Origin of the sequence: Aromatoleum evansii (assembly GCF_045689615.1) — a bacterium.
Taxonomy (GTDB): Bacteria; Pseudomonadota; Gammaproteobacteria; order Burkholderiales; family Rhodocyclaceae; genus Aromatoleum; species Aromatoleum evansii.
This window is the reverse complement of the sequence record NZ_CP141259.1, coordinates 1,272,616-1,297,740: the sequence shown is the minus strand read 5'-3', so window position 1 is coordinate 1,297,740 and position 25,125 is coordinate 1,272,616. Positions and strand designations below refer to the sequence as shown.

The 25,125-nt window shown below is 63.3% G+C and carries 24 protein-coding genes and 9 tRNA genes; 9 read left to right on the top strand and 24 right to left on the bottom strand.

All coding sequences use genetic code 11. The features are described 5' to 3' along the window. From ilvB to fdxA, 4 genes are all read right to left on the bottom strand, one after another. The gene (gene ilvB / locus U5817_RS05935) at positions 1–1,668 is read right to left on the bottom strand and encodes an acetolactate synthase large subunit (RefSeq protein ID WP_407280011.1); all 1,668 of its coding nucleotides are present in this window, start codon (positions 1,666–1,668) and stop codon (positions 1–3) included. 266 nt (positions 1,669–1,934) lie between these two features. Then, positions 1,935–3,602, bottom strand: coding sequence for a long-chain-fatty-acid--CoA ligase (locus tag U5817_RS05930; RefSeq protein ID WP_407281026.1), 1,668 nt, complete (start codon positions 3,600–3,602; stop codon positions 1,935–1,937). A gap of 202 nt (positions 3,603–3,804) precedes the next feature. Next, a complete protein-coding gene (locus U5817_RS05925) occupies positions 3,805–4,257 on the bottom strand; it encodes a CBS domain-containing protein (protein ID WP_169125113.1) in 453 nt (150 codons plus the stop codon). A gap of 123 nt (positions 4,258–4,380) precedes the next feature. After that, on the bottom strand, positions 4,381–4,704 hold the full coding sequence (gene fdxA / locus U5817_RS05920; RefSeq protein ID WP_407280010.1) for a ferredoxin FdxA: 324 nt from the start codon (positions 4,702–4,704) through the stop codon (positions 4,381–4,383). A gap of 276 nt (positions 4,705–4,980) precedes the next feature. On the opposite strand from fdxA, the gene trxA reads away from it, so the two are divergent. Both trxA and rho read left to right on the top strand, forming a co-directional pair. After that, positions 4,981–5,307, top strand: a complete 327-nt coding sequence (trxA, locus tag U5817_RS05915; RefSeq protein ID WP_169125111.1) for a thioredoxin TrxA — start codon at positions 4,981–4,983, stop codon at positions 5,305–5,307. Between the two features lie 136 nt (positions 5,308–5,443). Beyond that, a complete protein-coding gene (gene rho / locus U5817_RS05910) occupies positions 5,444–6,703 on the top strand; it encodes a transcription termination factor Rho (protein ID WP_169125110.1) in 1,260 nt (419 codons plus the stop codon). 89 nt (positions 6,704–6,792) lie between these two features. Here rho and U5817_RS05905 read toward each other — a convergent pair whose 3' ends face one another. The 14 genes from U5817_RS05905 to phaC form a co-directional block, all read right to left on the bottom strand. After that, complete coding sequence (locus tag U5817_RS05905; protein ID WP_407280009.1) at positions 6,793–7,644, bottom strand: 3-hydroxybutyryl-CoA dehydrogenase; 852 nt, start codon at positions 7,642–7,644, stop codon at positions 6,793–6,795. Positions 7,645–7,856: 212 nt separating this feature from the next. Then, positions 7,857–7,933, bottom strand: a tRNA-Asp gene (locus U5817_RS05900). A 63-nt stretch (positions 7,934–7,996) separates the two neighbouring features. Further along, positions 7,997–8,072: transfer RNA gene (locus tag U5817_RS05895), tRNA-Glu, on the bottom strand. Positions 8,073–8,090: 18 nt separating this feature from the next. Then, a tRNA-Ala gene (locus U5817_RS05890) sits at positions 8,091–8,166 on the bottom strand. Between the two features lie 94 nt (positions 8,167–8,260). Continuing rightward, positions 8,261–8,337 (bottom strand) — tRNA-Asp (locus U5817_RS05885). Positions 8,338–8,409: 72 nt separating this feature from the next. Next, positions 8,410–8,485 (bottom strand) — tRNA-Glu (locus tag U5817_RS05880). A gap of 15 nt (positions 8,486–8,500) precedes the next feature. Continuing rightward, a tRNA-Ala gene (locus tag U5817_RS05875) sits at positions 8,501–8,576 on the bottom strand. Positions 8,577–8,648: 72 nt separating this feature from the next. Further along, entirely contained in the window at positions 8,649–10,055 is a 1,407-nt protein-coding gene (locus tag U5817_RS05870; protein WP_407280008.1) for an FAD-binding oxidoreductase, read from the bottom strand. Then, positions 10,052–11,011: a patatin-like phospholipase RssA gene (rssA, locus tag U5817_RS05865; protein WP_169125107.1), complete on the bottom strand. Its 960-nt coding sequence runs from the start codon at positions 11,009–11,011 to the stop codon at positions 10,052–10,054. The genes U5817_RS05870 and rssA overlap by 4 nt, the downstream gene beginning before the upstream one ends. A gap of 15 nt (positions 11,012–11,026) precedes the next feature. Next, entirely contained in the window at positions 11,027–12,358 is a 1,332-nt protein-coding gene (gene rimO / locus U5817_RS05860) for a 30S ribosomal protein S12 methylthiotransferase RimO (RefSeq protein WP_407280007.1), read from the bottom strand. A 51-nt stretch (positions 12,359–12,409) separates the two neighbouring features. Beyond that, the gene (gene phaR / locus U5817_RS05855) at positions 12,410–13,039 is read right to left on the bottom strand and encodes a polyhydroxyalkanoate synthesis repressor PhaR (RefSeq protein ID WP_169125105.1); all 630 of its coding nucleotides are present in this window, start codon (positions 13,037–13,039) and stop codon (positions 12,410–12,412) included. A 126-nt stretch (positions 13,040–13,165) separates the two neighbouring features. Next, complete coding sequence (locus U5817_RS05850; protein ID WP_169206141.1) at positions 13,166–13,906, bottom strand: beta-ketoacyl-ACP reductase; 741 nt, start codon at positions 13,904–13,906, stop codon at positions 13,166–13,168. 212 nt (positions 13,907–14,118) lie between these two features. After that, positions 14,119–14,859, bottom strand: coding sequence for an acetoacetyl-CoA reductase (phbB, locus tag U5817_RS05845; RefSeq protein ID WP_407280006.1), 741 nt, complete (start codon positions 14,857–14,859; stop codon positions 14,119–14,121). A gap of 112 nt (positions 14,860–14,971) precedes the next feature. Further along, entirely contained in the window at positions 14,972–16,714 is a 1,743-nt protein-coding gene (gene phaC, locus U5817_RS05840) for a class I poly(R)-hydroxyalkanoic acid synthase (protein WP_407280005.1), read from the bottom strand. Between the two features lie 119 nt (positions 16,715–16,833). Between phaC and U5817_RS05835 the strand changes: the two genes are divergently transcribed. Further along, positions 16,834–17,058, top strand: a complete 225-nt coding sequence (locus U5817_RS05835) for a hypothetical protein (protein ID WP_407280004.1) — start codon at positions 16,834–16,836, stop codon at positions 17,056–17,058. Positions 17,059–17,074: 16 nt separating this feature from the next. On the opposite strand, the gene pgeF is transcribed toward U5817_RS05835, so the two are convergent. Then, on the bottom strand, positions 17,075–17,818 hold the full coding sequence (gene pgeF, locus U5817_RS05830; RefSeq protein ID WP_407280003.1) for a peptidoglycan editing factor PgeF: 744 nt from the start codon (positions 17,816–17,818) through the stop codon (positions 17,075–17,077). Beyond that, on the bottom strand, positions 17,815–18,777 hold the full coding sequence (gene rluD, locus U5817_RS05825; protein WP_407280002.1) for a 23S rRNA pseudouridine(1911/1915/1917) synthase RluD: 963 nt from the start codon (positions 18,775–18,777) through the stop codon (positions 17,815–17,817). Before rluD ends, pgeF begins: the two co-directional genes overlap by 4 nt. Before the next feature lie 13 nt (positions 18,778–18,790). Between rluD and U5817_RS05820 the strand changes: the two genes are divergently transcribed. Continuing rightward, positions 18,791–19,588 carry an outer membrane protein assembly factor BamD gene (locus U5817_RS05820; protein WP_169125098.1) on the top strand — a complete coding sequence of 266 codons (798 nt, stop codon included), beginning with the start codon at positions 18,791–18,793 and terminating at the stop codon, positions 19,586–19,588. Positions 19,589–19,648: 60 nt separating this feature from the next. Here U5817_RS05820 and U5817_RS05815 read toward each other — a convergent pair whose 3' ends face one another. Then, a complete protein-coding gene (locus tag U5817_RS05815) occupies positions 19,649–21,094 on the bottom strand; it encodes a mannose-1-phosphate guanylyltransferase/mannose-6-phosphate isomerase (protein ID WP_407280001.1) in 1,446 nt (481 codons plus the stop codon). A 234-nt stretch (positions 21,095–21,328) separates the two neighbouring features. Between U5817_RS05815 and U5817_RS05810 the strand changes: the two genes are divergently transcribed. From U5817_RS05810 to U5817_RS05790, 5 genes are all read left to right on the top strand, one after another. Then, positions 21,329–22,549, top strand: a complete 1,221-nt coding sequence (locus tag U5817_RS05810) for a lytic murein transglycosylase (RefSeq protein WP_407280000.1) — start codon at positions 21,329–21,331, stop codon at positions 22,547–22,549. Between the two features lie 22 nt (positions 22,550–22,571). Then, positions 22,572–23,408, top strand: coding sequence for an SIR2 family NAD-dependent protein deacylase (locus tag U5817_RS05805; RefSeq protein ID WP_407279999.1), 837 nt, complete (start codon positions 22,572–22,574; stop codon positions 23,406–23,408). 43 nt (positions 23,409–23,451) lie between these two features. Further along, on the top strand, positions 23,452–23,697 hold the full coding sequence (locus U5817_RS05800; protein ID WP_369333961.1) for a carbonic anhydrase: 246 nt from the start codon (positions 23,452–23,454) through the stop codon (positions 23,695–23,697). Next, on the top strand, positions 23,667–23,939 hold the full coding sequence (locus tag U5817_RS05795; protein ID WP_169125194.1) for a carbonic anhydrase: 273 nt from the start codon (positions 23,667–23,669) through the stop codon (positions 23,937–23,939). Before U5817_RS05800 ends, U5817_RS05795 begins: the two co-directional genes overlap by 31 nt. A gap of 399 nt (positions 23,940–24,338) precedes the next feature. Next, entirely contained in the window at positions 24,339–24,545 is a 207-nt protein-coding gene (locus tag U5817_RS05790) for a hypothetical protein (RefSeq protein ID WP_169125093.1), read from the top strand. A 107-nt stretch (positions 24,546–24,652) separates the two neighbouring features. On the opposite strand, the gene U5817_RS05785 is transcribed toward U5817_RS05790, so the two are convergent. The 3 genes from U5817_RS05785 to U5817_RS05775 form a co-directional block, all read right to left on the bottom strand. Next, positions 24,653–24,729: transfer RNA gene (locus tag U5817_RS05785), tRNA-Arg, on the bottom strand. Between the two features lie 120 nt (positions 24,730–24,849). After that, positions 24,850–24,926, bottom strand: a tRNA-Arg gene (locus tag U5817_RS05780). Between the two features lie 38 nt (positions 24,927–24,964). Then, positions 24,965–25,054: transfer RNA gene (locus U5817_RS05775), tRNA-Ser, on the bottom strand. Between the last annotated feature and the right edge of the window lie 71 nt (positions 25,055–25,125).

Below are 25,125 nucleotides of genomic sequence, written 5' to 3'. Positions count from 1 at the left end.
TCAACCTCCGATCATTTCAGTGTTGGCGGCGCCCGGCGGCACCATCGGGTAGACGAATTCCTCGCGACTGATCGACGCATGGATCAGGCACGGCCCACGGGTTTGCAGCGCCTGCGCGAGCGCTGCACGCGGGTTCGGCGAACCGTCCAGATCAACTCCGGCAATGCCAAAACCCTCGGCAATCTTCAGGAAATCGGGCTCGCCGCGGTACTTGGAGGCAAACACGCGCTTGCCGTAGAACAGACTCTGCTGCTGGTACACCAGACCGAGCGAGTTGTTGTTCATCAGCACGATCTTGACGTTCAGCCCCTCCTCCGCGAGCGTTGCGAGCTCCTGGATGTTCATCTTGAAGCTCCCGTCGCCGGTGAAGCACACCACGGTACGATCGGGCTCCGCCAGTGCGGCGCCGATCGCGGCCGGAACACCGAAGCCCATCGTCCCGAGGCCGCCCGAAGTCAGCCACTGGCGAGGTCGCCGGAACGGATATGCCTGCGCAACCCACATCTGATGCTGCCCCACGTCCGTCGCGATGACGGCCTCGTCGTCGAGCGCGGCTGCGACCGCATGCACCAGGCCGTAGTGAGTGCGCGGATCGTCACACCCCGGCATCGTCATCGGGAAACGCGACTTCAGGCTGTCCACGTGCGCCAGCCAGCGCTTGCGCAAGCTGTGCTTCACGCGCGGCAGCAAGGCCTCCAGGACGGTCGACACATCGCCATTGATCGCGACGTGGGCCGTCTTGATCTTGTGCAACTCCGCGGGGTCGATGTCGATATGGATGATCCGCGCATTGGGACAGAACTGAGCCGCCTTGCCGATCGCGCGATCATCAAAGCGCGCCCCCACGCAGATCAGCAGGTCCGACTCCTCGAGAATGAAATTCGTATAGCGCGCGGCATGCATACCGAGCATGCCGATGGACAAGGGGTGATCGACCGGCATCGTGCCCAACGCCATCAGCGTCATCGTCGTCGGCAGCCCCGCCTGCTCGGCCAGCGTCACAGCCAGCCGCGAGGCCCCCGAATGCACCACGCCCCCGCCGAGGTACAACACCGGACGCTCGGCCTCGTCGATCATCTTCGCCGCCGACTCGATCGCCGCCATGTCCAGCGTCGGCGCCGGATCCGGCACTGCCGGCTCGGGATAGGCCTCGAAACTCACCAACTGATTCTGCACATCCTTCGGAACGTCGACGAGTACCGGCCCGGGACGACCCGACATCGCGATCCGGAATGCCTGCGGGACAACCTCCAGCAACTCCGCGGCGGAGCGGACGAGGAAGTTGTGCTTGGTGATCGGCACGGTCATGCCGTAGATATCGACTTCCTGGAACGCATCGGTGCCGATCATCGAAAGCGGCACCTGGCCCGTAATCGCGACCATCGGAATCGAATCGAGGCGAGCGTCCGCGATCGCCGTCACCAGGTTCGTGGCACCCGGCCCACTCGACGCGAAACACACCTCGGGACTTCCGGACACCCGCGCCATGCCTTGCGCGATGAAACCCGCCCCCTGCTCGTGACGAGCGAGCACGTGGCGTATGACGTCGCTACCCGACAAGGCGTCGTACAAGGGCAGGATCGCTCCCCCCGGGATTCCTGCAACGGTACGAATACCCTGCCGTTCAAGCAGGCGCACGATCAACTCGGCGCCAGTCATCTGCATCATCTTGCGCTCCTTCGGTTTGGTGTCGGGCATCAAGACCGGCGGCGCAAAAAACAAAACCCCCGCCGGGCTTGCGCGCCGGCGGGGGTTGGAATCTGTTGCTTGCTTCTGTCCTTACCCTCGAGACGCGCGGCCGCCTACGCCTACTACTACGCGTACGGACAGGGCTACTACGAAGAGGGCGCGAACCAGAGTGGTCATCGGGACAAAAAGAAACTGTTAGCGGACGAATCTAAACACACGCGCACATGAAACACAAGCGTCGCCCCTCACGCCTGCCCGTCCCGCAACAGGCGACGGAGGATCTTGCCGACGTTCGTCTTCGGCAACTCGTCGCGAAACTCCACCAGGTGCGGCACCTTGTATGCGGTGAGGTTCGTCCGGCAGTGCGCGACGATATCCTCCTTCGTCAGGGCAGGATCCTTGCGCACCACGAATACCTTCACCGCCTCGCCGGTCCGTTCGTCGGGAACCCCCACCGCCGCCACCTCGAGCACCCCCGGATGGCTCGCGATGACATCCTCGACCTCGTTCGGGAAGACATTGAAGCCCGACACGAGAATCATGTCCTTCTTGCGATCGACGATGCGGACGAACCCACGCTCGTCGATCGTCGCCACATCGCCGGTGCGCAGGAACCCGTCCGCGGTGAACGCATTGGCCGTCTCCTCCGGCCGCTGCCAGTATCCGCGCGTAACCTGCGGGCCGCGCACGCACAGCTCACCAGGCTGACCCAGCGGCACCTCCTCGCCGCTGTCGCCGCGGATGCTGACCTCCGTGGACGAGACCGGCAGGCCGATGGAGTGATTGAACTGCGGCAAATCGAGCGGATTGATCGTCACCGCCGGCGACGTCTCCGTCAGGCCGTATGCCTCCACGAGCGGCCGACCGGTCACGCGCCGCCACTTCTCCGCCACCGCCTGCTGCACGGCCATCCCGCCGCCCAGCGTGATGTGCAGGGACGAAAAATCCAGCTTGCTGAAATCCTCGTTGTTCAAAAGCGCGTTGAACAGCGTGTTCACACCGGTGATCGCGGTAAATCGATACTTCGCCAACTCCTTGACGAACCCCGGAATATCCCGCGGATTGGTGATCAGCACGTTCAACGCGCCGACCCTGAAAAACGTCAGGCAATTCGCCGTCAGGGAGAAGATGTGATATAGCGGCAGGGCCGTAATGATGATCTCACCCTCCTTGCGCAGGTAAGGCTTGATCCACGCATGCGCCTGCTGCAGGTTCGCGACGATGTTGCCGTGCGTCAGGACGGCCCCCTTCGCCACGCCTGTCGTGCCACCGGTGTACTGGAGATAGGCGATGTCGTCGTGACCGATCGCCACCGCCTGCAGCGGATGTCGTCCGCCCGCGGCCAAGGCGCCAGAAAATCGCACGGAACCGGGGATATTCCACGACGGCACCAACTTCTTGACATGGCGCACGACGAAATCGACCAGCATGTTCTTGGGGAAGCCGAGAAGCTCCCCGAGACTGGTCACCACCACATTGCGCACCTTTAAGCGCTGCAGTACATCCTCGAGCGTGCGCGCAAAATTCTCCACGATGACGATCGTGTCCGCCCCCGAATCCCGAAGTTGATGTTCGAGCTCCCGCGCCGTGTAGAGCGGGTTGACGTTCACGACCGTATAGCCGGCACGCAAGGCACCGAACATCGCAATCGGGTACTGCAGGAGATTGGGCATCATCAGCGCCACCCGCGAACCGCGCGGCAGCTTCAACTCGCCCTGCAGGTAACCCGCAAACTGCGCCGACAGCCGGTCCAGCTCCGCGTACGTGATGGTCTTTCCCATATTCACGTAGGCGGGACGATCGGCGAACTGACGCACGCCCTGAGAAAAGACGTCGGCAAGCGACGAAAACTCGTTTACGTCGATTTCCGCCGGGATCCCGGGGGGATAGCTCTTCAGCCAGATCTTTTCCACAGCACTCCTCCAACAGTTGGAATTGGCGCCGGACCAGCGACTTCCGGCGGAGCCCTCCCGAGGCATCACCGGCAACACCATGTCGGCGCGACCGGCTTCCAGCTGCATGCCTCCGTCTCGACGGACGAAGGTCGTCTTGTGCCTTGCCCCTCGCACCTCTCGACGCGAGGATGGAACCGCGGCAGGCCTCGCCTGCCCTGACTCAGGCCTCTTCGCCCGGCTCCTGCGGCCAGTTCCGGATGTAATTCTTGAGCATGCGGTTCTCGAAGCTCTGCTCTTCGAGCACCCCCTTCGCCACATCGTGGAAAGAAACGACCCCGAGCAGCGTCGTGCCGTCCATCACGGGCAGATAGCGCTGACGATGCTCCACCATGAGACGCCGCAGCTCGTCCATCTCCATGTTCGGCGACGCGGCGATCGGACCCGACAACATTGCCTGTTCGATCGTCATTGCCCCCCATTCGGCGCCGCCCTTATGCACCGCCCGCAACACTTCGCGGAAGGTCAGCATGCCGACCATGTGGCCGTGAGAAAAGACCACGAGCGAACCGACGTCCTGCTCGGTCATGATCTCGACCGCCTCGGCAAGGCTCTTGTTGGGCGCTATGGTGTAGAGCACCTTGCCCTTGATCGCAAGAATCTCGCTCACCAGCATGCCAATCCCCTTTCCAAATTCATATCAACTTACCCAAGTGCATCATATTGCATAGCACCGATCAGGAAAAGACCGCGTCCACGCACAATCGCGCCACCGCCCGACGCCTCGCGCGTGCCGGACTCAGCGCTTCAGCTCGCCCAGCTTGTCCTTCCGTGCTGCCCATTCGTCGGCATCCGACAAAGGGTCCTTGCGCTCGACGATCGGCTTCCATTCCTTGGCGAGCTCTGCATTCAGTGCGATGAAATGGCGCTGCCCTTCGGGCACGTCGTCCTCGGCGTAAATCGCCTCGACCGGACATTCGGCCACACAGAGGGTGCAATCGATACATTCGGTCGGATCGATCACGAGAAAATTCGCCCCCTCGCGGAAACAGTCCACGGGGCACACATCCACACAGTCTGTGTACTTGCAGCGGATGCAGGCTTCTGTCACTACGTAGGCCATCGTCTTTGACTCCAGTTGATCAGGCCGGCACGCACCGCCCCGGGCGCGCCTGCTTTTCCGACAATATAGCCGAGACCTTCTCCGTTTTGTCACAGGGACGGGCAAACGCCGACCGCACAAGCGGCAAAAAAGGGCGAAACGCTTGACGGGCGGGACGGCTTGGCATAACTTTTCCCGACACTCTGAAGTGGCGGGCCTCCCCCCGCCATTCTCCCCGAGGGCCGTACCGGCCCGACTCCCAATCCGAAAGACAGCAAGACCTTGATGCGAGGAATCATGAGCGAGCACATCCATTACGTCACCGACGGCAACTTTGAAGCCGAGGTGCTCCAGGCACAAACCCCGGTGCTGGTCGATTACTGGGCCGAATGGTGCGGTCCGTGCAAAATGATCGCGCCGATCCTCGACGACATCGCCAAGGAATATGCGGGCAAGCTCAAGGTCGCGAAACTGAACATCGACGAGAATCAGGAAACCCCGGCCAAGTTCGGTATTCGCGGCATCCCGACGCTGATGCTGTTCAAGGGCGGCAATGTCGAAGCCACCAAAGTCGGCGCCCTGTCCAAGTCGCAACTCACCGCCTTCATTGACAGCAACATCTGACCAGGGCTAAAGTCCAGCCCTGCCTGCGCGGCGCCCCCGCTCAAGAAGCCGGCCTTCCGGCGCCGCAGCAGCATCTTCTCCCGCAGCATCCCCCTCATCGGTTTCATCCATCTGCGCCCCGTCGCGCCCCTTCGCCATGCAATTATCGGAGCTCAAGTCCCTCCACGTCAGCCAGCTGCTGGAGATGGCCATCGAAAACGAAATCGATGGCGCCAACCGCTTGCGCAAGCAGGAACTGGTCTTTGCCCTGCTCAAGAACCGCGCCAAGAAAGGGGAACCCATATACGGTGACGGGGCGCTCGAAGTGCTTCCCGACGGCTTCGGCTTCCTGCGCTCGCCGGACATCTCCTACCTGGCCGGCACCGACGACATCTACGTCTCGCCGTCGCAGATCCGCCGCTTCAACCTGCACACCGGCGACACCATCGAGGGCGAGATCCGCACCCCGAAGGACGGCGAACGCTACTTCGCCCTCGTCAAACTCGACAAGATCAACGGCGAGCCGCCCGAGAACTGCAAGCACAAGATCCTGTTCGAGAACCTCACCCCCCTGCACCCCAACGAGTGCCTGAAGCTTGAGCGCGACATTCGCGGCGAGGAGAACATCACCAGCCGCATCATCGACATGATCGCGCCGATCGGCAAGGGACAGCGGGGTCTGCTGGTGGCGCCGCCGAAGAGCGGCAAGACCGTGATGCTGCAGCACATTGCCCACGCCATCTCGGCCAATCACCCGGACGTCGCCCTCATCGTCCTTCTCATCGACGAACGTCCCGAAGAAGTCACCGAAATGCAGCGCTCGGTCAAAGGCGAGGTGGTGGCGTCCACTTTCGACGAACCCGCTTCGCGCCACGTGCAGGTCGCCGAGATGGTCATCGAAAAGGCCAAACGACTCACGGAACACAAGAAGGACGTCGTCATCCTGCTCGATTCCCTCACGCGGCTCGCGCGGGCGTACAACACCGTGGTACCGGCCTCCGGCAAGGTCCTGACCGGCGGCGTGGATGCCAACGCCCTGCAGAAGCCCAAGCGTTTCTTCGGCGCAGCACGGAATATCGAGGAAGGCGGCTCGCTGACCATCATCGCGACGGCCCTGATCGACACCGGAAGCCGCATGGACGAAGTGATCTATGAGGAATTCAAGGGCACCGGCAACATGGAGTTGCATCTCGATCGCCGCATGGCGGAGAAGCGCGTGTATCCCGCCATCAACGTCAACCGCTCGGGGACTCGCCGCGAGGAGTTGCTGATGAAGGCGGACGTGCTGCAAAAAGTGTGGGTGTTGCGCAAGCTGCTGTACGGCATGGATGACATCGACGCGATGGAATTCCTGATGGACAAGGTCAAGGCGACCAAGAGCAACGCGGAGTTCTTCGACGCGATGCGGCGCGGCTGATCCGGACGCCCCGGACATGGAAACGCCACCTTGTCGGTGGCGTTTTTGTTTTGTGCGCAGCAAAATGAGGCCCGCAAGCCTCGACAGGCTTACTTGTACTCGTAGAATCCCTTGCCGGACTTGCGGCCGAGATAGCCCGCCTCGACCATCTCTACGAGCAGGGGCGCCGGACGGTACTTCGGGTCCTTGAAGCCCTCGAACAGCACCTGCATCACTGCCAATTCGACATCGAGGCCGATCATGTCGGCGAGGGCCAGGGGGCCGATCGGGTGATTGCATCCGAGCTTCATCGCCTCGTCGATCTCGGCGGCCGTCGCAAGCCCTTCTCCAAGCGCAAAGATCGCCTCGTTGATCATCGGGCAAAGCAGTCGATTGACGACAAAACCCGGGCTGTTGCGCACTTGGACGGGCGTCTTGCCGATCGCCTGCGCGACCGCCTCGACCGCGGCATAGGTCGCGTCGGACGTCTGCAGGCCGCGAATCAGCTCGACCAGCGCCATCATTGGCACCGGATTGAAGAAGTGCATGCCGACAACCTTGTCGGCGCGCTTTGTCGACGCAGCGAGCTTGGTAATCGAAATCGAGGAGGTGTTCGACGCCAGAACCGCGTCCGCCTTCACCGTCGCATCAAGCTGCGCGAAGATCTTCAGCTTCAGTTCGAGATTCTCGGTTGCCGCTTCGATCACCAGATCACAATCCGCGAGAGCTCCCACGTCGCTGGCCGTGGCGACGCGCGCAAGCGCCTCCGCCTTCTGTTCGGCGGTCATCTTTTCCTTCTTGATCAGGCGATCGAGGCTCGCCGTCAGGGTGGCCATGCCACGCTGCACCGCCGCCTCGGCAACATCCATCATCACCACGTCGAACCCGGCCACCGCAAAGGCCTGCGTAATGCCGTTACCCATCGTGCCGGCGCCTACGACGCCGATCTTCTTCAGACTCATCGTTTCCCGCTCCCTTGGTAAGCAACGCTCCGGCCCATCTGCGGCCGACACCATACCGATGCGTATGGAACTATAACGCATTGTCGGGACGGGAACCAGCGCGCGGTCGCGACGGCTCGATACCCGACACACCTGGGCCATGGCGAGAAGCGGAGACAGGGAGGAGAAAAGGCAAAAAAAAATGGGAGCCCGAAGGCTCCCATTTCATATGTTGGCGGAGTGGACGGGGCTCGAACCCGCGACCCCCGGCGTGACAGGCCGGTATTCTAACCAACTGAACTACCACTCCGCGCTGACCAGTTGCCGGCAATTTTTCCGGCTGCAATTCGTCTTCTCGACGCCTTGCATTATATGGCGTCCCCACGGGGATTCGAACCCCGGTTATCGCCGTGAAAGGGCGGTGTCCTAGGCCTCTAGACGATGGGGACAACGTCTTTGTGCTTCGTTGGTGGAGGTAAGCGGGATCGAACCGCTGACCTCTTGCATGCCATGCAAGCGCTCTCCCAGCTGAGCTATACCCCCAACAGAGCTGCGCATTCTAGCTTCTGGCGCTACCAACCGCAAGCACTTTAAAACTTACTGCTACTTCACCCGGGCATACTGCCCGAGATGTTGATGGCGGAGTGGACGGGGCTCGAACCCGCGACCCCCGGCGTGACAGGCCGGTATTCTAACCAACTGAACTACCACTCCGCGCTGACCTTTTGCCCGGCTTTACCGACCGGCTTGCGACTCGTCATTATACCTCGACGCCTCGCTGCATATTGGCGTCCCCACGGGGATTCGAACCCCGGTTATCGCCGTGAAAGGGCGGTGTCCTAGGCCTCTAGACGATGGGGACTGCAATTCCTTCGACTGGTGGAGGTAAGCGGGATCGAACCGCTGACCTCTTGCATGCCATGCAAGCGCTCTCCCAGCTGAGCTATACCCCCGACGGCGAAAGAGCGCGCATTATAGGGTGCTCCTCACAGGCTGTAAACCCCGAATTTCGACTTTTTCGCAGCTCAGACGACTTTCCCCGGATTCATCAGTCCATGCGGGTCGAGGGCACGCTTCACCGTGCGCATCAGATCGAGTTCGACCTCGGACTTGTAGCGGGCATTCTCCTCGCGCTTCAACTGGCCGATGCCGTGCTCGGCCGAGATCGATCCATTCAGCGCGGCGACCCGATCATGGACGATGCGATTGACGTCTTGCGTCCGGGCCACGAATTCGGCGTTGTCGACAGCGCCGGGCTTGGAGAGGTTGTAATGCAGGTTTCCATCGCCGAGGTGGCCGAAGGCGACGATACGCACATCGGGCCACAAGGCCATGAGCGCCTGCTGCGTCTGCTGCAGGAAATCGGGGATGGCGCTGACCGGTACGGAAATGTCGTGCTTGATGCTGACCCCCTCGATCTTCTGCGCTTCCGAGATGTTCTCCCGCAACGCCCAGAAGGCACGGGCCTGCGCAATGCTTGCAGCGACTGCGGCATCGACTGCCAGCCCGCTGTCGATCGCCGCGGCGATCGTCCGTTCGAGCATGCCATCCAGAGCCTCGCCATCGAACGCGTCAGCCAGCTCGACGAGGACATGCCAGTCGTGGGCGCCGGCGAGCGGAGCACGCATGGCCGGAATATGCTTTAAAACGAGGTCGAGCGCCGACCGACCGACGAGTTCGAAGGCAGTGGCGCGCTCCCCGCAACGATCACGCAACAGCGATAGCAGATCGACGGCGGCTCGCGCATCGGGCACGGCAACCCAGGCCGTCGCTGTTGCCTGCGGGCGGGGAAAGAGCTTGAGGGCGGCCGCGGTGACAATACCCAGGGTTCCCTCGGCGCCGATGAAAAGTTGCTTGAGGTCGTAGCCGGTGTTGTCCTTGCGCAGAGAGCGCAGCCCGTTCCAGACACGCCCGTCGGGAAGCACCACTTCGACACCGAGCACGAGTTCGCGCATGTTCCCGTAGCGCAGCACCTGGACGCCACCTGCGTTCGTGGAGATATTGCCCCCGACCAGGCAGCTGCCCTCGGACGCGAGCGAGAGCGGAAACAGCCTGTCGCCACCCTCGGCCGCCTGCTGGACCGCCGCGAGCGTGCACCCCGCTTCCGCCACGAGCGCGTTGTTTGCGGCATCGACCGTCCGGATGCGGTTCATGCGCGCCATGCTGACGAGGACGGAGCCGCCATCGGGAAGCGGCGTCGCGCCCCCGCACAGCCCGGTATTGCCGCCCTGCGGCACCATGGAAACGTGCGCGGAAGCACAGATGCGCACGATGTCCGCCGTTTCCTGGGTGCTTCCAGGCCGCACGACGGCCATTGCGCGGCCGGTATAACGGCCGCGCCAGTCCGTGAGGTAGGGTGCCATCGAGGCAGAGTCGTGCATGACATACTGCGCCCCGACCACGTTCGCCAGCGCCGCAACCAGATCGTTCATGCGCCACCTCCGGGAGCCGCTTGTCCAAGCACGTAGCGCAGGGCCGGCAACATGCCCGTGACAGCGGCTTCGCCCTCCGCGATCGCCTCACGTGCGCGATGGAAATCCATCGTGCCGATGTGCGCCAGCCGCGGCGAGATCTGGACATCGGCGGGTTCGCCCGCAAGGCGGCTGCGCGCGATGCGCACCTGCATGATGTTGATGCTGGACGTGAGCACGGTCATCAGGGACGGCAGGGAAGTCACGGCGCCACCTTCCTGGGAGCCGCGTCCATTGCCGTTGGTCGGCAGGCCGAGGCGCGCGAAGAGCCGCTCGGTCCAGCCTTCCGAGGTCTCTTCGACATCTTCCACCGGGGCGGCACGCCACGCCTTGCCGATCATGTCCGAACCGAGGTCGACTGCGATCACGACATCGGCCCCCATCGCGCGACACAAGGATACCGGCACCGGATTCACGAGCCCGCCGTCAACGAGCAGACGCCCGTCGCGCACGATGGGGGTGAACAACCCGGGCAGCGCGATCGAGGCGCGCACCGCCTCCGCGACACTTCCCTCGCGCAGCCAGACCTCGCGCCCGGTTTCGAGTTCGGTCGCGACGCACGCAAACCGGCGATCGAGCTGCGAGAAGTCGCGGTCGACGAAGTTGCGCTCGAAAAACTGAATGAGCTTCTCGCCCTTGATGAGCCCACCGCGCAGGCTCACATCGAGCAGCGAGACGACATCCTGCCACTTGAGCGCCTCTGCCCACTGGGTGAGCTTCCCGAGGTCGCCAGAGGCCATCGCCGCGCCGACGAAGGCACCGATGGAGCAGCCGCAGATGATCTGCGGCTCGATCCCTTCGCGCGCAAGCGCGCGCAGCACTCCGAGGTGCGCCCAACCGCGCGCAGCACCACTGCCAAGCGCCAATCCGATGACGGGGCCGGACCTGCCAGTTTTCTGCGGCGTCGGCTCGAACATCGGCAGCCCTGCCCGTCAGGCGATCGGTTCGGCGTACAGGTCGTGCACGTCGCAGTCGGTGATGCGTACCCGGGCGAACTCGCCAGGCTCCAGCCCCTCGCCATCGGGAATGATGACCAGGCCGTCGATCTCGGGCGCATCGCCCGGAGAGCGCGCGATCGCGCCATCTTCCTCGATGTCGTCGACCAGGACGGTCATCTCGCGGCCGATCCAGCGCTCGAGACGCTGGGTCGAGATGTCTTCCTGGAACTCCATCAGGCGCATGCGCCGCTCCTCGCGAACCTCGTCGGGAACTGCGCCAGGCAGCTGGTTTGCCTCGGCGCCCTCGACCGGGGAATACGCGAACGCACCGACGCGGTCGAGCTGCGCCTCCTCGAGGAACTGCAGCAAGAGCTCGAAGTCCTCGTCGGTCTCGCCGGGGAAGCCGGTGATGAAGGTCGAGCGGATCGTGAGGTCCGGGCAGATGCTGCGCCAGGAGCGAATGCGCTCGAGCACGTTCTCGGCGTTCGCGGGGCGCCGCATGGCCTTGAGGATGCGCGGGCTGGCATGCTGGAACGGGATGTCCAGGTAGGGAAGGATCTTGCCTTCGGCCATCAGCGGGATGAGTTCGTCCACGCTCGGGTAGGGGTAGACGTAGTGCATGCGGACCCACACGCCGAGTTCGCCCAGTGCCTTCGCGAGATCGAACAGGCGGGTCTTGATGGGGCGCCCGTTCCAGAAGCCGGTCCGGTACTTGGTGTCGACTCCGTATGCGCTGGTATCCTGGGAGATGATCAGGAGTTCCTTCACCCCCGCGTCCACCAGCGATTCGGCTTCGCGCATGACTTCGTGGATCGGGCGCGACACGAGATCGCCGCGAAACGACGGAATGATGCAGAAGGTGCAGCGGTGGTTGCAGCCTTCGGAAATCTTGAGGTACGCGTAGTGGTTCGGCGTGAGGCGGATACCCTGCGGCGGCACGAGGTCGGTGAAGGGGTCGTGCGGCTTGGGCAGATGCTGGTGAACCGCCTTCATCACCGCATCGGTGGCATGCGGACCGGTCACGGCGAGCACCTGGGGATGTGCCGCCATCACGACATCGTCCTTGGCACCCAGGCAACCGGTCACGATGACCTTGCCGTTCTCGGCCAGCGCCTCGCCGATGGCATCGAGGGACTCCTCGACGGCGGCGTCGATAAAGCCGCAGGTATTGACAACCACTAGGTCGGCGTCGTCATAGCTGCCGGAGATTTCGTACCCCTCGCCCCGCAGGCGCGTGAGGATATGCTCGGAATCGACGGTCGCCTTGGGGCAGCCGAGGGAGACGAAACCGACTCGCGGTACGCCTGGGGTCTTGTTCTGGGTCATGCTCTGAAGGGGGGATGCCGGCCGGGATCCCGAATGGCCCCGGCCTGGATGTTATTTCTGGCTCGAACGGCTGCCCTTGGGGGCTGGCGCTTCGGGTTTCGCTTCCTTGGCGGCCTGCGTGGCAGCCTGTTCTTCCTTGGCAGCGGGAGCGTAGTTCGGGAACGGGAAGCCGGTGAAGATGCTGCGCGTCTGGTTCTCGATCTGCTCCTGCATTTGCGAGAACATCTTCTTGCTCTGATCGACGTAAGTACCCATCACGCTCTGCAGCGCGGGGCCCTGGAAGTTGAGAAACTGGGCCCACAGATCCTGGCTGATCGGGCTGTTCTCGCCGTAGATCGCCTGCGCCTGCTCCTGCAGCTTCGCCTGCATCTCGGTGAAGGCCTTGATGTTGTTCTCGAGGTACTTGCCCATCATCCCCTGCGTGGCGTTGCCGTAGAAGCGGATCATGTGCGCGAGCAGGTCGCTGGTGAACATGGGGGCACCGCCCGCCTCTTCCTCGAGGATGATCTGGAGGAGAATGCTGCGCGTGAGGTCTTCGCCGGTCTTGGCATCGACAACCTGAAATTCCTCCCGCCCCAATACGAGCTCCTTCACATCGGCCAGCGTGATGTAGGAACTGGTCCTCGTATCGTACAGACGGCGATTGGGATACTTCTTGATAAGTCGCGACTGCTCAGCCATCAATACCTCTCCTCGTCGGCGGTGAATTCCGCTCTCCACGTTCCGTAAAATTATACCGCGGTGCAGAAATAAAAACCCCGCCGTTCGGCGGGGTCTCGCAGCCATCCGCAGTCGCGGAATGCCGCATCAGCACATATGCAGGCCGCCGTTGATGTTGATGGTGGCACCGGTGACGTAGCCGGCGAGCTCGGACGCGAGGTAGGAGCACAGAGCGCCGATTTCCTCGGGCTTGCCGAGACGCTTCATCGGCACGGTGTCGATGATGCCCTGGCGGATGTCCTCGCGGATGGCCATGACCATCTCGGTGCCGATGTAGCCCGGAGCGATCGCATTGACGGTCACGCCCTTGGTGGCCAGTTCGGCGGCGAGCGCCTTGGTGAAGCCCAGCACGCCGGCCTTGGCCGTGGAGTAGTTAGTCTGGCCTGCCTGCCCCTTGACGCCATTCACCGAGGAGATGTTGATGATCCGCCCCCAGCCGCGCTCGGCCATCTTCGGCGAGACGTGATGCGTGACGTTGAACAGGCTGTTGAGGTTGGTATTGATCACCGCGTCCCACTGGCCCTTCTCCATCTTGGGGAAGAACTTGTCGCGAGTGATGCCCGCGTTGTTCACCAGGACCTCGATCACGCCGACTTCGGCTTCGATCTTGGCGACCATTGCCTTGCAGGATTCGTAATCGGACACGTCACCTTCGGCGGGGATGAACTCGAAGCCGAGTTCCTTCTGCTTGGCGAGCCACTCGTCCTTCTGCGGAAAACCCGGCAGACAGTTGGCGACAACCTTCAGGCCATCCTTGGCGAGGGCTTGGCAGATCGCAGTGCCCAAACCGCCCATGGCGCCGGTTACGAGTGCGACTTTCTGAGTCATGGTGCAATCCTCTTGCAGATTGGTGATGGGAAGCGGTGCGGCTGCGCCACAAGCGTCCGCATGCGCCTCCTCTGACAACCGTGCGGCAGTGCATTACCGCAAAGCCGGTAAATTATAGGGACTTTTCGGAAAGCTTGCTGCACTGCAAAAGGAAAATGAAACGGCGCGCTCCTTTCGGAAACGCGCCGTCGCCGGACCGGATGTGGTCCCGGTCAGAACATGTGCTGTCCGCCGTTGATGGAGATGTTGGCGCCGGTCACGAACGCGGCCTCCTCAGACGCGAGATAGGCCACCAGGCCGGCAATTTCCTCGGGCTTGCCCAGACGCGACACGGGAATCTGCGGCAGGATCTTGGATTCAAGGATTTCCTGCGGGATTGCCGTCACCATCTTGGTGCCGATGTATCCCGGCGAGATGGTATTGACGGTGACTCCGCTTCGCGCGACTTCCAGTGCGAGCGCCTTGGTGAAGCCATGCATCCCCGCCTTCGCTGCGGAGTAGTTGGTCTGGCCGAATGCACCTTTCTGGCCATTGACCGACGATACGTTGATGACGCGCCCCCACTTGCGCTCGACCATGCCGTCCATGACCTGCTTGGTCATGTTGAACACGCTGTCGAGGTTGGTGGAGACGACGGCATCCCAGTCGGCCTTGGTCATCTTCTTGAAGGTCATGTCGCGGGTGATCCCGGCGTTATTCACCAGTACATCCACGGGCCCCACTTCCCGGGTGACGGTCTCGACGCAGCTCTTGCACGAATCGAAGTCCGACACGTCGCAGGGATAAGCCTTGAAGCCGTAGCCCATGTTGTTCATGGTCTGCAGCCATTCAGCGGCCTTGGTGTTGCCCGGGGAATGTGTCGTCACGACCTTGTAGCCCAGCGCGGCGAGCTTGATGCACACCGCTTCGCCCAGGCCACCCATGCCACCGGTCACTAGTGCGACTCTTGCCATAAACTTCCTCCTCTCCCGTTGATCGATTCACAAGGGGTTTCCAGACACTTCCGGCAGCGCCCCCGTGTCCGCTGCCGCTGGATAATTCCGGTTCCGCGCCAGCGTGTACGCGTCAGGCCTTTTCCTTCACGTAACACCCGGGTGCGGGTTCGATCGGTGCGTACTTGGCATTGCCGAGGCGGCCTCGTGCAGCAACCTGTTTGCCTCCATATGGCCTGAGCCATTCGATCCAGTTCAACCACCAGCTGCCCTTCTGCTCGACCGCACCGTCCAGCCATTCGTCCGGGTCGGCTGCGCCGGAGGCGTTCACCCAGTAGCTGCGACGGTTCTTCGACGCCGGATTGATCGCCCCGGCGATGTGACCGCTCGCGCCCAGCACGAAGGTCGTCTCGCCGCCCAGCAATCCGCGCGAAAGATAGGCACCCTTCCACGGAACAATATGGTCCTCGCGCGTAGCGAGCAGATATGCCGGCGCGTCGACCTTGCCGAGATCGACCTTTGCACCGAGCATTTTGAGCTTGCCCGGCATCCGCAGGTTATTTTCCAGATACATGTTACGCAAATACCACGTCAGGAACGGCCCGGGCAGATTCGTGCTGTCGGAATTCCAGTACAGCAGGTCGAATGCCTGCGGTTTGTTGCCTTTCAGGTAGTTGCCGACAACGTACTGCCAGATGAGGTCGTTGGCACGCAGCGCGGAAAACACATTCGCGAGTTCCTGCCCGGGTAACAGCCCCCCTTTCCCAATTGCGGCTTCGCGGGCAGTCACACTGGCCTCATCGACCAGACAGCCAAGCTCGCCCGCATCCGCGAAATCGAGCAAGGTCGTCATCAGCGTCAGGCTCGCCACAGGATCTTCGCCACGCGCACGCGCCACGCCGAGAGCCGACGTCAATATCGTGCCACCAACGCAGAAGCCGAGCACGTTCGGTTTCTTCACGCGCGTGACGGTACGCACGACTTCGAGCGCTTTGAGCGGGCCCTTCTCGAGGTAATCATCCCAGGTCGCGGTGGACTCCGCTGCCTTGGGGTTCTTCCACGAGACGAGGAAAACGGTGAAGCCCTGCTCCACAGCGAAACGCACCAGCGAGTTGTCCGGCTGCAGATCGAGGACGTAGAACTTGTTGATGCAGGGCGGCACGATCAGCAGCGGCGCCTGGGCGACCTTGTCGGTGAGCGGCGCGTACTGGATGAGCTGCATCAGCTCGTTCTGGTAGATAACCGCCCCTGGCGACACGGCGATGTTGCGCCCGACCTCGAAAGCCTCGTCATCAGTCATCGACACGCGACCCTTCTCGAGATCGGCGATCAGGTTCTTGATCCCGCGCGTGATGCTTTCACCTTCGGTGTCTAGGGCGGTCTTGATGAATTCGGGATTCGTGGCAGCGAAATTCGACGGCGCGAGCGCATCGACGTATTGCCGGGTCAGAAACTGAAGGCGTGACTTGGCCCGACCGTCAGCCATCGGCAACTCGTCGGAAACCTGGTTGAGAAAGCTCGCGTTCAGCAGGTAGGCCTGGCGGATGTAGTCAAAGACGGGGCTCTCGCTCCATTCGGGCGCCGTAAACCGCCGATCCCCCGGCTCGGGCGCAATGACGGGGACAGCCTTCTCGCCTGGCTTCAGCTGCAGCATCGACGACCACAGCGCAACGTGGCGCGCGGCGAAGTCCTGCTGCAGGCGCGCAATCGCTTCGTTCTCCGGCAGGCTGATGCCCGGCGCGGCCTCTCCGCTGCTGTCCTGCATGACCGCATGCTGGCGCGCGATAGCCTGAAAAAAGTTCTGGGCCATCGCCTGGCCGAACTGCAGCATGCCCTCGATCGCGGGATTGCCCTGTTTGTTGTCGGATTCGGACATCAGCCCCTCCTGAGGCGCAGGTTCGGACACATGCGGAATTCGCTGGTCAACTTGATTCTCCCCGGACCGCTCGCGGTCCGCGGCGCCGCACCCGCACTGCCGCGGGTAAAATCGGCGCCATGTACATTATCGCAATCGCCTGGCTGTACGTCGTGCTGATCGCGGCGATCTCGGACACGACGGTCGTCGGCGGCGTGCTCACCTTTGTATTCTGGGGACTCGGTCCCCTGGCCTTGTTCCTGTGGCTGGCCGGGACGCCGGCTCGCCGCCGCGCGGCCGCCCGCCGCGAAAACCCGGATGAGACACCGACGAACGATAGAACCGAATCGGATATCGATCAATAGCCGGAAAGGCTGCCCGTCAATCGGAGAGCCACACGAGCGAGGCCAGGCGCCCCGTCACGCCGTCGCGCCGATAGGAAAACCAGCGCAAGGGGTCGGAAAATGTGCAGACATCGCCCCCGTAGACCCGATCGACCCCTATCGCTCGCAGGCGCTGGCGTGCGAGCTCGAAAAGGTCCGCATACCATTTGCCGGGCAGCTCTGCCGGCTGGAACGCACGCGCGGCACCAGCGTCGGCAGTAACGAAGCGCTCTCGCACCTCGCTGCCGACCTCAAAGGCATCCGCGCCGATGGCCGGGCCCATCCAGGCAATGATCCGAGCAGGCGGTACGTTCATGCGTGCGACCGTCGCATCGAGAATGCCCGACGCGAGCCCGCGCCATCCCGCATGGGCTGCGGCCACGACCGCCCCCTCGTCATCGCAGAACAGTACCGGCAGGCAGTCCGCGGTCATCACGACGCACACGGCGCCTGCAGCGCGCGCGATCGACGCGTCGGCACGCGGCGGAACGGGGTCGCCCCCCACTGCTGCCGCATCGCACACTTCAATGCCATGCACCTGATCCAGCCAACACGGTTCGGACGGCACCACAGCGCGCAGGATGGCCCGATTGCGGGCGACGGCCAGCGGCGAATCGCCAACGTGGCCACCGAGATTCATGCTCGCCCACGGCCCCTCGCTGACACCACCGTGCCGTGTCGTGACGAGGGCGCGCACGCGCTCCGGAGCAGGCCAGTCGGGCTCGAACCAGTCGGGACTCATGCGGGCGTCTCCGCGCGGATGGATGCAAGCAGGCTCTCGAAATCTTCGGGCAATGGCGACTCCCACACCATTTCCTCGCCAGTAGCCGGGTGAAGGAGCCCCAGGCGGAAGGCGTGCAGCGCCTGCCGCGGGAAGGCGTCCAGGGTCGCGCAGCCGCTGCGCCGTCGCCCGTAGGTCGCATCGCCCACCAGCGGATGGCCGATGTGCGCCATGTGGACGCGGATCTGATGCGTGCGACCGGTTTCGAGCCGGCACTCGACGAGTGTCGCGCGGACGAAGTGCTCGCGCACGGAATAGCGCGTGACGGCCGCGCGACCGCCCGAATGGACGGCCATCTTCGTGCGCTGCGAGGGGTGCCGGCCGATGGAGGCATCGACTACGCCGGGGCCGGTGACCATCCCGTGCACCAGCGCGAGATAGTGTCGTTTGACGCTACGCGCCTGGAGTTGCCGCACCAGGTCCGTCTGCGCCTCGAGGGTGCGGGCGACCACCATCAGTCCGCTGGTGTCCTTGTCGAGGCGGTGCACGATGCCGGCGCGCGGGATGTTGGCGAGTTCCGGGGCGTGGTGCAGCAGGGCATTGAGAAGCGTCCCGCTCCAGTTGCCGCTACCGGGATGCACGACGAGACCGACCGGCTTGTCGATAACAAGGATGTGGGCATCCTCGTAGGCGATGTCGAGCGGGATGTCCTCGGGCGCCTCGGCAACCTCTTCGGGCACCGGCGCCGCATCGACTTCCAGGGCTTCGCCGCCCCAGACCTTGAACTTTGCATCATGGAGGCTGCCGTTGAGGTTGACACGCCCGGACTTGAGCCAGGCCTGCAGGCGACTGCGCGAGTGGGCGGGGAAAAGGCGCGCAAGGGCCTGGTCGAGCCGCAGGCCGGCACAGTCGGCAGGTATCGTCAGCCGGTGGTGCGAAGCAGCCTCTCCCAGTGGGCTATAATCGTCCGGTTCATTCACGCGAGTTTTTTCGATGGCCAGGTTCACCCTTGGAAGTTTAGCGGTTATCGGTGCATTGCTGCTCGGCGGATGCGGCCTGTTGCCGGAACAGATCGACGAGACGGCGGGCTGGAATGCCCAGAAGCTGTACTCCGAAGCGAAGAACTACATGGCCGAGGGTTCCTACGAGCAGGCCATCAAGCTCTTCGAAAAGCTCGAGGCGCGCTTCCCTTACGGCCGCTACGCGCAACAGGCTCAGATCGAGGTCGCTTACGCGCATTACAAGTCGTACGAGCCGGCGCTTGCCATCGCTGCGGCAGACCGCTTCATCAAGCTGCACCCCAACCATCCCAACGCGGATTACATGTACTACCTGAAGGGCCTCGCGACCTTCAACGAAGACCTCGGCCTGCTCGCAGGCCTGTCGAACCAGGATCTCTCCGAGCGTGACCCGAAGGCTGCCCAGGAGTCCTTCGACACCTTCGGCCAGCTCGTGAGCCGTTTTCCGGGCAGCCGCTACGCCGAAGACGCACGACAGCGCATGCAGTACCTGGTGAACTCGCTCGCCCAGCACGAGGTGCATGTCGCCCGCTATTACTACAAGCGCGGCGCCTACGTGGCCACCATCAACCGGGCACAGGCCACGATCAAGACCTACCCGAACGCCCCGGCGACGGAAGAGGCGCTGTTCATGCTGGTCAAGAGCTACGACGCGCTGGGCATGAGCGACCTGCGTGACGACGCCGAGCGGGTGATGCGCAAGAACTTCCCCAACAGCGTGTATTACGCGGGCGGCCCGAAGGACGGCCGTCCGTGGTGGCAGCTCTGGTAATCGAAAGTCACCACACCTTCTGCCGGACGGGCGCAAGTCCCGTCCGGTAACGCCCCCTTGCTACTTGCGACCGTAGGTATCCTCGAAGCGGACGATATCGTCTTCGCCGAGATAGCTCCCCGACTGGACCTCGATCATCTCGAGCATCAGCTTTCCGGGATTTTCTAGACGATGGGTAACGCCCAGCGGAATGTAGGTCGACTGGTTTTCGGTGAGCAGGAAGGTTTCCTCGCCGCGGGTGACCTTCGCTGTGCCGCTCACGACGATCCAGTGTTCGGCACGGTGGTGGTGCATCTGAAGACTGAGCGCTGCCCCGGGCTTGACCTGGATGTGCTTGACCTGGAAGCGCTGACCGTTGTCGATCGAATCGTAGCAACCCCACGGCCTGTGAATCTTCCGATGGGCATAGACCTGGCTGCGCTCGTCTGCCTTGAGGCGGGCGACAATCTTCTTGACGTCCTGCGTGCGGTCCTTGTGCGCGACCATGACCGCATCGGGAGTTTCGACGACGACGAGCCCATCCACACCGACGCAGGCGACCATGCGGCTGGTGGCATGAACAAGGCTGTCCGTGGTGTCCTCGAACACGACATCGCCGCGTGCGGCATTGCCGGTGCCGTCCTTCTCGGCAAGCGCCCATAGCGCATCCCAGGCGCCGACGTCGGACCAACCGACGGACATCGGCACGACACGCGGCGCGATGCCCAGTTCGGGCGTGCCGGCAAGCTTCTCCATGACCGCATAGTCGATCGAATCGGACGGGCACGCCTCAAACGCGCCGCGCCCGATCCGCACGAAATCGATATCCCGGACGGCCGCATCCAGGCTCGCCTCGCAGGCGGCCAGCATGGCCGGACTGAAGTGGCCGATCGCCTTCAGCCATGCGCTCGCGCGCACCATGAAGAGGCCGCTGTTCCACAGATAGGCACCGCTCGCAACATACTCGGCTGCCGTTTCCGCGTCCGGCTTCTCGACGAAGGCGGCGATCTCGCACACGCCCGGACTACACTCGCCGCCGAAGCAGATGTACCCGTACCCCGTTTCCGCACGTTCGGGGACGATCCCGAAGGTGACCATGGCCCCCTCCTTCGCCGCCTCCAGCCCGACCGCCACGGCACGGTGGAAGGCCTCGCGGTCACGGACGACGTGGTCCGCGGGCATCACGAGGAGCACTCCGTCATCGCCCTCACGCACGACCGAAAGGGCGGCCAGCGTCAGCGCGGGCGCGGTGTTGCGACCGATCGGCTCGAGCAGGATGTGACAGGTCGGCCGGCCGATCGCGCGCATCTGTTCGGCAGTGATGAAACGATACTCCTCGTTGCACACGACAATCGGCTCGGCGGCGACGGGGAGGCTCCCCGAAAATCCGTCGAGCCGGGTCGCGGTCTGCTGCAGCATGGTGTCGTCGCCGATCAGCGCCAATAATTGCTTCGGATACTGCTCGCGCGAAAGCGGCCACAATCGCGTGCCGGAGCCGCCGGAGAGGATTACGAGGTTAAGCTTCATTCGAGACTACCATGGAAGTTCAGGGGCACTGATCGCCTGCAAACGGAGCCCCGCTCCGATGCGCGACAGGAATGACCTCAGGATACGTCAAAACGTAAACTTCGGCCGTAACGCTTCGCAAGAATGGCCGACGAACTCGCGGGGAATGCCATGCGTATGCAATTCGATCGCCCCCGCAGCGCATTCCGCGCAAGCGGAGTACCATTCGCATGTTCGCCCAGAAGCCTGTCAGCAATGTTCCTCAAGCCCGCCGTCGCCTCCGGCACCCTGATTGCCACCCTGCTTTCGCTGCCCGCAGCAGCCGACGCCTCATTCGAACGCTGCATGGGCGATCTGCGCTCGGAAGCGCAGAAACATGGCGTCACGCAGGAGACCTTCGATGCACTGACGCGCGCGCTCGAGCCCGATCGTTCCGTCCTCGGCCTCCTCGATTACCAACCGGAGTTCCGCACGCCGATCTGGGATTATCTGGCTGGACTCGTGGACGAGGAACGCGTCGCCGATGGCCGCGCGATGATGGAGCAATGGGCCGCAACCTTGCAGCAGGTCGAAACACAATACGGCGTCGACCAGGCCACCATCGTGGCGGTATGGGGAGTGGAAAGCAACTTCGGACGCAACTTCGGCAAACGGCCACTGCTGACCTCGCTCTCCACCCTGTCGTGCTTCGGTCGGCGGCAGAGTTTCTTCCGGGGCGAATTCTTCACCACGCTGAAGATCATCGAGAACGGCGATGTCGACGCCGCGCGCCTGACCGGCTCCTGGGCGGGCGCCTTCGGCCATACCCAGTTCATGCCCTCCACCTTCGCCCGCGTCGCCGTCGACTTCGATGGCGACGGGCGACGGGATCTCGTCGACAGCATTCCCGACGCCCTCGCCTCGACGGCGAACTTCCTGGTCAAGGCCGGCTGGGTCAGCGGACAGCCGTGGGGCCATGAGATAACGCTGCCGGGCGACTTCGATTTTTCGCTTGCAGGCAGGCACAACAAGCGTTCGATCGCGGAATGGGTGCGGCTCGGGGTCCGGCGCATCGACGGCGTTCCGCTGGAAGCATCGACCACCGCCGCAGCCGTCCTCCTGCCCGCCGGCGAAGGCGGGCCCGCCTTCCTCGTGCAACGGAATTTCGACGCGCTGTATTCCTACAACACGGCTGAAACCTATGCGCTTGCGATCGCCCACCTGTCGGACCGCCTGCGCGGCGGCGGCGCCTTCGTCAGACCCTGGCCGACCGACGATCCGGGCCTGTCACGAGCCGAACGCCGCGAGGTGCAGGCACTGCTGGTGCGTCTCGGTTATGCGGTCGGGGAGATCGACGGCCTGATCGGCAAGACCAGCCGCGAAGCCATCCAGGACGTCCAGAGAGCCAACGGACTGGAACCGGACGGGCGCGCCGGCCGCTACATGCTGGACGTGCTGCGTCGGCTCGCGGGGACGGCAGAGGGCGAAGAAAGCTGACACCAAGCCGGCGTTGCCCGCCATGGACACGGACCTCGCAGCGACACTGAAACGATGCGCGGCAGCCATTGCGGACGCCGAGGCTCTGCTCGTCACGGCCGGCGCCGGCATGGGCGTCGACTCTGGCCTGCCCGACTTTCGCGGCAACGAAGGCTTCTGGAAGGCATATCCGGCGCTCGCGCGCAGCGGCACATCGTTCACCGAAATCGCCTCGCCCGCGGCATTTCGTGCGGACGCCGCGCGCGCGTGGGGATTCTACGGACACCGGCTGCAGCTGTATCGCGACACCGTCCCGCATGACGGCTTCCGCCTCCTGCACGCCTTTGCGGACGACATGCCCCGCGGCGCGTTCGTCCTCACGAGCAATGTCGACGGCCAGTTCCAGAAGGCCGGGTTCGAGCCCGCGCGCGTCGCGGAGATCCATGGATCGATCCATCACCTGCAATGCCTGCAGCCGTGCCGAGATACGATCTGGGAAGCCGCCGGATTCACACCCCTGGTGGACGAGTCAGCATGCCGCCTCCACTCGGAGCCGCCCCGCTGCCCCCACTGCGGCGGGATAGCACGCCCGAACATCTTGATGTTCGACGACTGGGACTGGATAGACACCCGCAGCGCGGCACAACGCGAAGCACTGGCGGCGTGGCTCGAACGCGTCAAACACCTCGTCGTCATCGAGATCGGCGCCGGCGTCGACATCCCGACGATCCGCCGCTTCAGCGAGCGCACCGGGGGAAACCTGGTGCGGATCAATCCCCGGGCCCCTGACATTCCCGGCCACAAAGGCCTTTCCGTGCCCTTGGGAGGCCTCGCTGCGCTGCGCGAGATCCACAGACACTGGAAGTTGCTGCGCGGCTGAACGTGACAGCCCGGCGCAACCGCCCATGTAGCAGCGCGCCGGCGTGATTTGCGCCGCCCCCCGCATCATTCCTCATGCCCTCACCCAGTGGGCGCCGGGCGACCTGTTCGTGATGCGCAACGTCGGCAACATGGTCCCCCTCACCGCCGCGGACAGGAGTGCAGTTCTGCCGGAGCCGGCATCGAATACGCCGCAGCGGTTCTCGGCGTCTCCGAAATCATCGTCTGCGGTCACTCGCACTGAGGCGCGTGCACCGCCCTGTACCCGGCCGAGACTCCGGAAGAACTGACGCCAACACGCAAATGGCTCGCACAGGGCGGCCGGGTGCGCGATCTCATCCTGGCGCGACGGGCACCTGGGTTATCCTCGGATCGCCCCCGTTTCGACGGCCACGCGGAAAGTGAAGATGTCATGCGCGCCACCGAAAAGGCGATGGTCGTCCGGCACCTCGCAAACCTGATGACTTATCCAGCGGTTGGGCGTCGCATCGCCGATGGCAGCCTCACTCTTCACGGCTGGTACTACGTCTGACGGTTTCGGTTCCGGTGCCGGTCGTCCTCGCCCGGATGCTCGCCGACCTGCTCGATCGCCATCCCCACCTGCAAGAGTGGGGGGGCCGAACGCAACAAATGCGACAAACTCCAACGCGCCGGGGTCACCCGCCGGCGCATCGAATTCGTAGGCAACCGCGTCGTGAATGTTCCCGAGGTCTTTCAGCGCATCCAGACCGCCGCCGATTGAGCGAACATCCGAACTTCGGCGCTGTAACATCTCCTGCACAGGGGCCGCCAACTGCGTCCCCTTTCTTCCCTTCCCTACGGAGTTCCTTCGGCTCGGGAAGCCCGCAGCATGGATGTCTATACTAGAAATAGGTCGCCACCGGACGCGACCCGATACCAAGCAATAGATGTTCGGGAGGAGGAGTCCATCATGTCCGCCATCAACTACAACCCCGGCTCTGGTGCGCCGCCCGAGCTTTCCACCGAGGACCGTCGCACGCACGCGGTCGAACGTGAAGCCGCACCGAAACGGCGGCTCAACGACACCTGGTTCAACAAGGTACGGTGGCCGGCATTTCTCGTCTTCTGGTTCGTAATGGGACTCGTAGCGTTTGCGTACCTGTTCCAGGCGCTGTAACAGTAGTAGGGAAGCAATCCTGCACCGCTCGCGAGGCCGCAATTGAATGCAGAGGCGGTAAAATGCAAAAAGGCCCGTCTTTCGACAGGCCTTTTTACTTTCAAACTTGGCGCGCCCGGCAGGATTCGAACCCACGACCCCCTGGTTCGTAGCCAGGTACTCTATCCAACTGAGCTACGGGCGCTAAAGAAAAAAATTATAGCGTATTCTATAAATCAGTCAAGCTCGCAACGCGGGAGGAACTTCGCCCAAGCAGCGCCCGCAAATGAAATGGGCATCCGAAGATGCCCATTTCAATCAAACCTGGCGCGCCCGGCAGGATTCGAACCCACGACCCCCTGGTTCGTAGCCAGGTACTCTATCCAACTGAGCTACGGGCGCATTTGCTTGCACGATCCCATCGGGGACCTTGCAACGACTGGCGGAGAGGGTGGGATTCGAACCCACGGTAGGCTCGCACCTACGCCTGATTTCGAGTCAGGTACATTCGACCACTCTGCCACCTCTCCGACTCCCGCAAGGGCTAGCCTTGCGGGAGGCCGAATTATACGCAGAAAATTCCGCGCGGCAACAACAACGC

Bases quoted from the DNA above. Each gene is read 5' to 3' on its own strand.
- ilvB (WP_407280011.1), bottom strand. From the start codon at position 1,668: ATGATGCAGATGACTGGCGCCGAGTTGATCGTGCGCCTGCTTGAACGG.
- U5817_RS05925 (WP_169125113.1), bottom strand. From the start codon at position 4,257: ATGCTGGTGAGCGAGATTCTTGCGATCAAGGGCAAGGTGCTCTACACC.
- fdxA (WP_407280010.1), bottom strand. From the start codon at position 4,704: ATGGCCTACGTAGTGACAGAAGCCTGCATCCGCTGCAAGTACACAGAC.
- trxA (WP_169125111.1), top strand. From the start codon at position 4,981: ATGAGCGAGCACATCCATTACGTCACCGACGGCAACTTTGAAGCCGAG.
- rho (WP_169125110.1), top strand. From the start codon at position 5,444: ATGCAATTATCGGAGCTCAAGTCCCTCCACGTCAGCCAGCTGCTGGAG.
- U5817_RS05905 (WP_407280009.1), bottom strand. From the start codon at position 7,644: ATGAGTCTGAAGAAGATCGGCGTCGTAGGCGCCGGCACGATGGGTAAC.
- U5817_RS05870 (WP_407280008.1), bottom strand. From the start codon at position 10,055: ATGAACGATCTGGTTGCGGCGCTGGCGAACGTGGTCGGGGCGCAGTAT.
- rssA (WP_169125107.1), bottom strand. From the start codon at position 11,011: ATGTTCGAGCCGACGCCGCAGAAAACTGGCAGGTCCGGCCCCGTCATC.
- rimO (WP_407280007.1), bottom strand. From the start codon at position 12,358: ATGACCCAGAACAAGACCCCAGGCGTACCGCGAGTCGGTTTCGTCTCC.
- phaR (WP_169125105.1), bottom strand. From the start codon at position 13,039: ATGGCTGAGCAGTCGCGACTTATCAAGAAGTATCCCAATCGCCGTCTG.
- U5817_RS05850 (WP_169206141.1), bottom strand. From the start codon at position 13,906: ATGACTCAGAAAGTCGCACTCGTAACCGGCGCCATGGGCGGTTTGGGC.
- phbB (WP_407280006.1), bottom strand. From the start codon at position 14,859: ATGGCAAGAGTCGCACTAGTGACCGGTGGCATGGGTGGCCTGGGCGAA.
- phaC (WP_407280005.1), bottom strand. From the start codon at position 16,714: ATGTCCGAATCCGACAACAAACAGGGCAATCCCGCGATCGAGGGCATG.
- U5817_RS05835 (WP_407280004.1), top strand. From the start codon at position 16,834: ATGTACATTATCGCAATCGCCTGGCTGTACGTCGTGCTGATCGCGGCG.
- pgeF (WP_407280003.1), bottom strand. From the start codon at position 17,818: ATGAGTCCCGACTGGTTCGAGCCCGACTGGCCTGCTCCGGAGCGCGTG.
- U5817_RS05820 (WP_169125098.1), top strand. From the start codon at position 18,791: ATGGCCAGGTTCACCCTTGGAAGTTTAGCGGTTATCGGTGCATTGCTG.
- U5817_RS05815 (WP_407280001.1), bottom strand. From the start codon at position 21,094: ATGAAGCTTAACCTCGTAATCCTCTCCGGCGGCTCCGGCACGCGATTG.
- U5817_RS05810 (WP_407280000.1), top strand. From the start codon at position 21,329: ATGTTCCTCAAGCCCGCCGTCGCCTCCGGCACCCTGATTGCCACCCTG.
- U5817_RS05805 (WP_407279999.1), top strand. From the start codon at position 22,572: ATGGACACGGACCTCGCAGCGACACTGAAACGATGCGCGGCAGCCATT.
- U5817_RS05790 (WP_169125093.1), top strand. From the start codon at position 24,339: ATGTCCGCCATCAACTACAACCCCGGCTCTGGTGCGCCGCCCGAGCTT.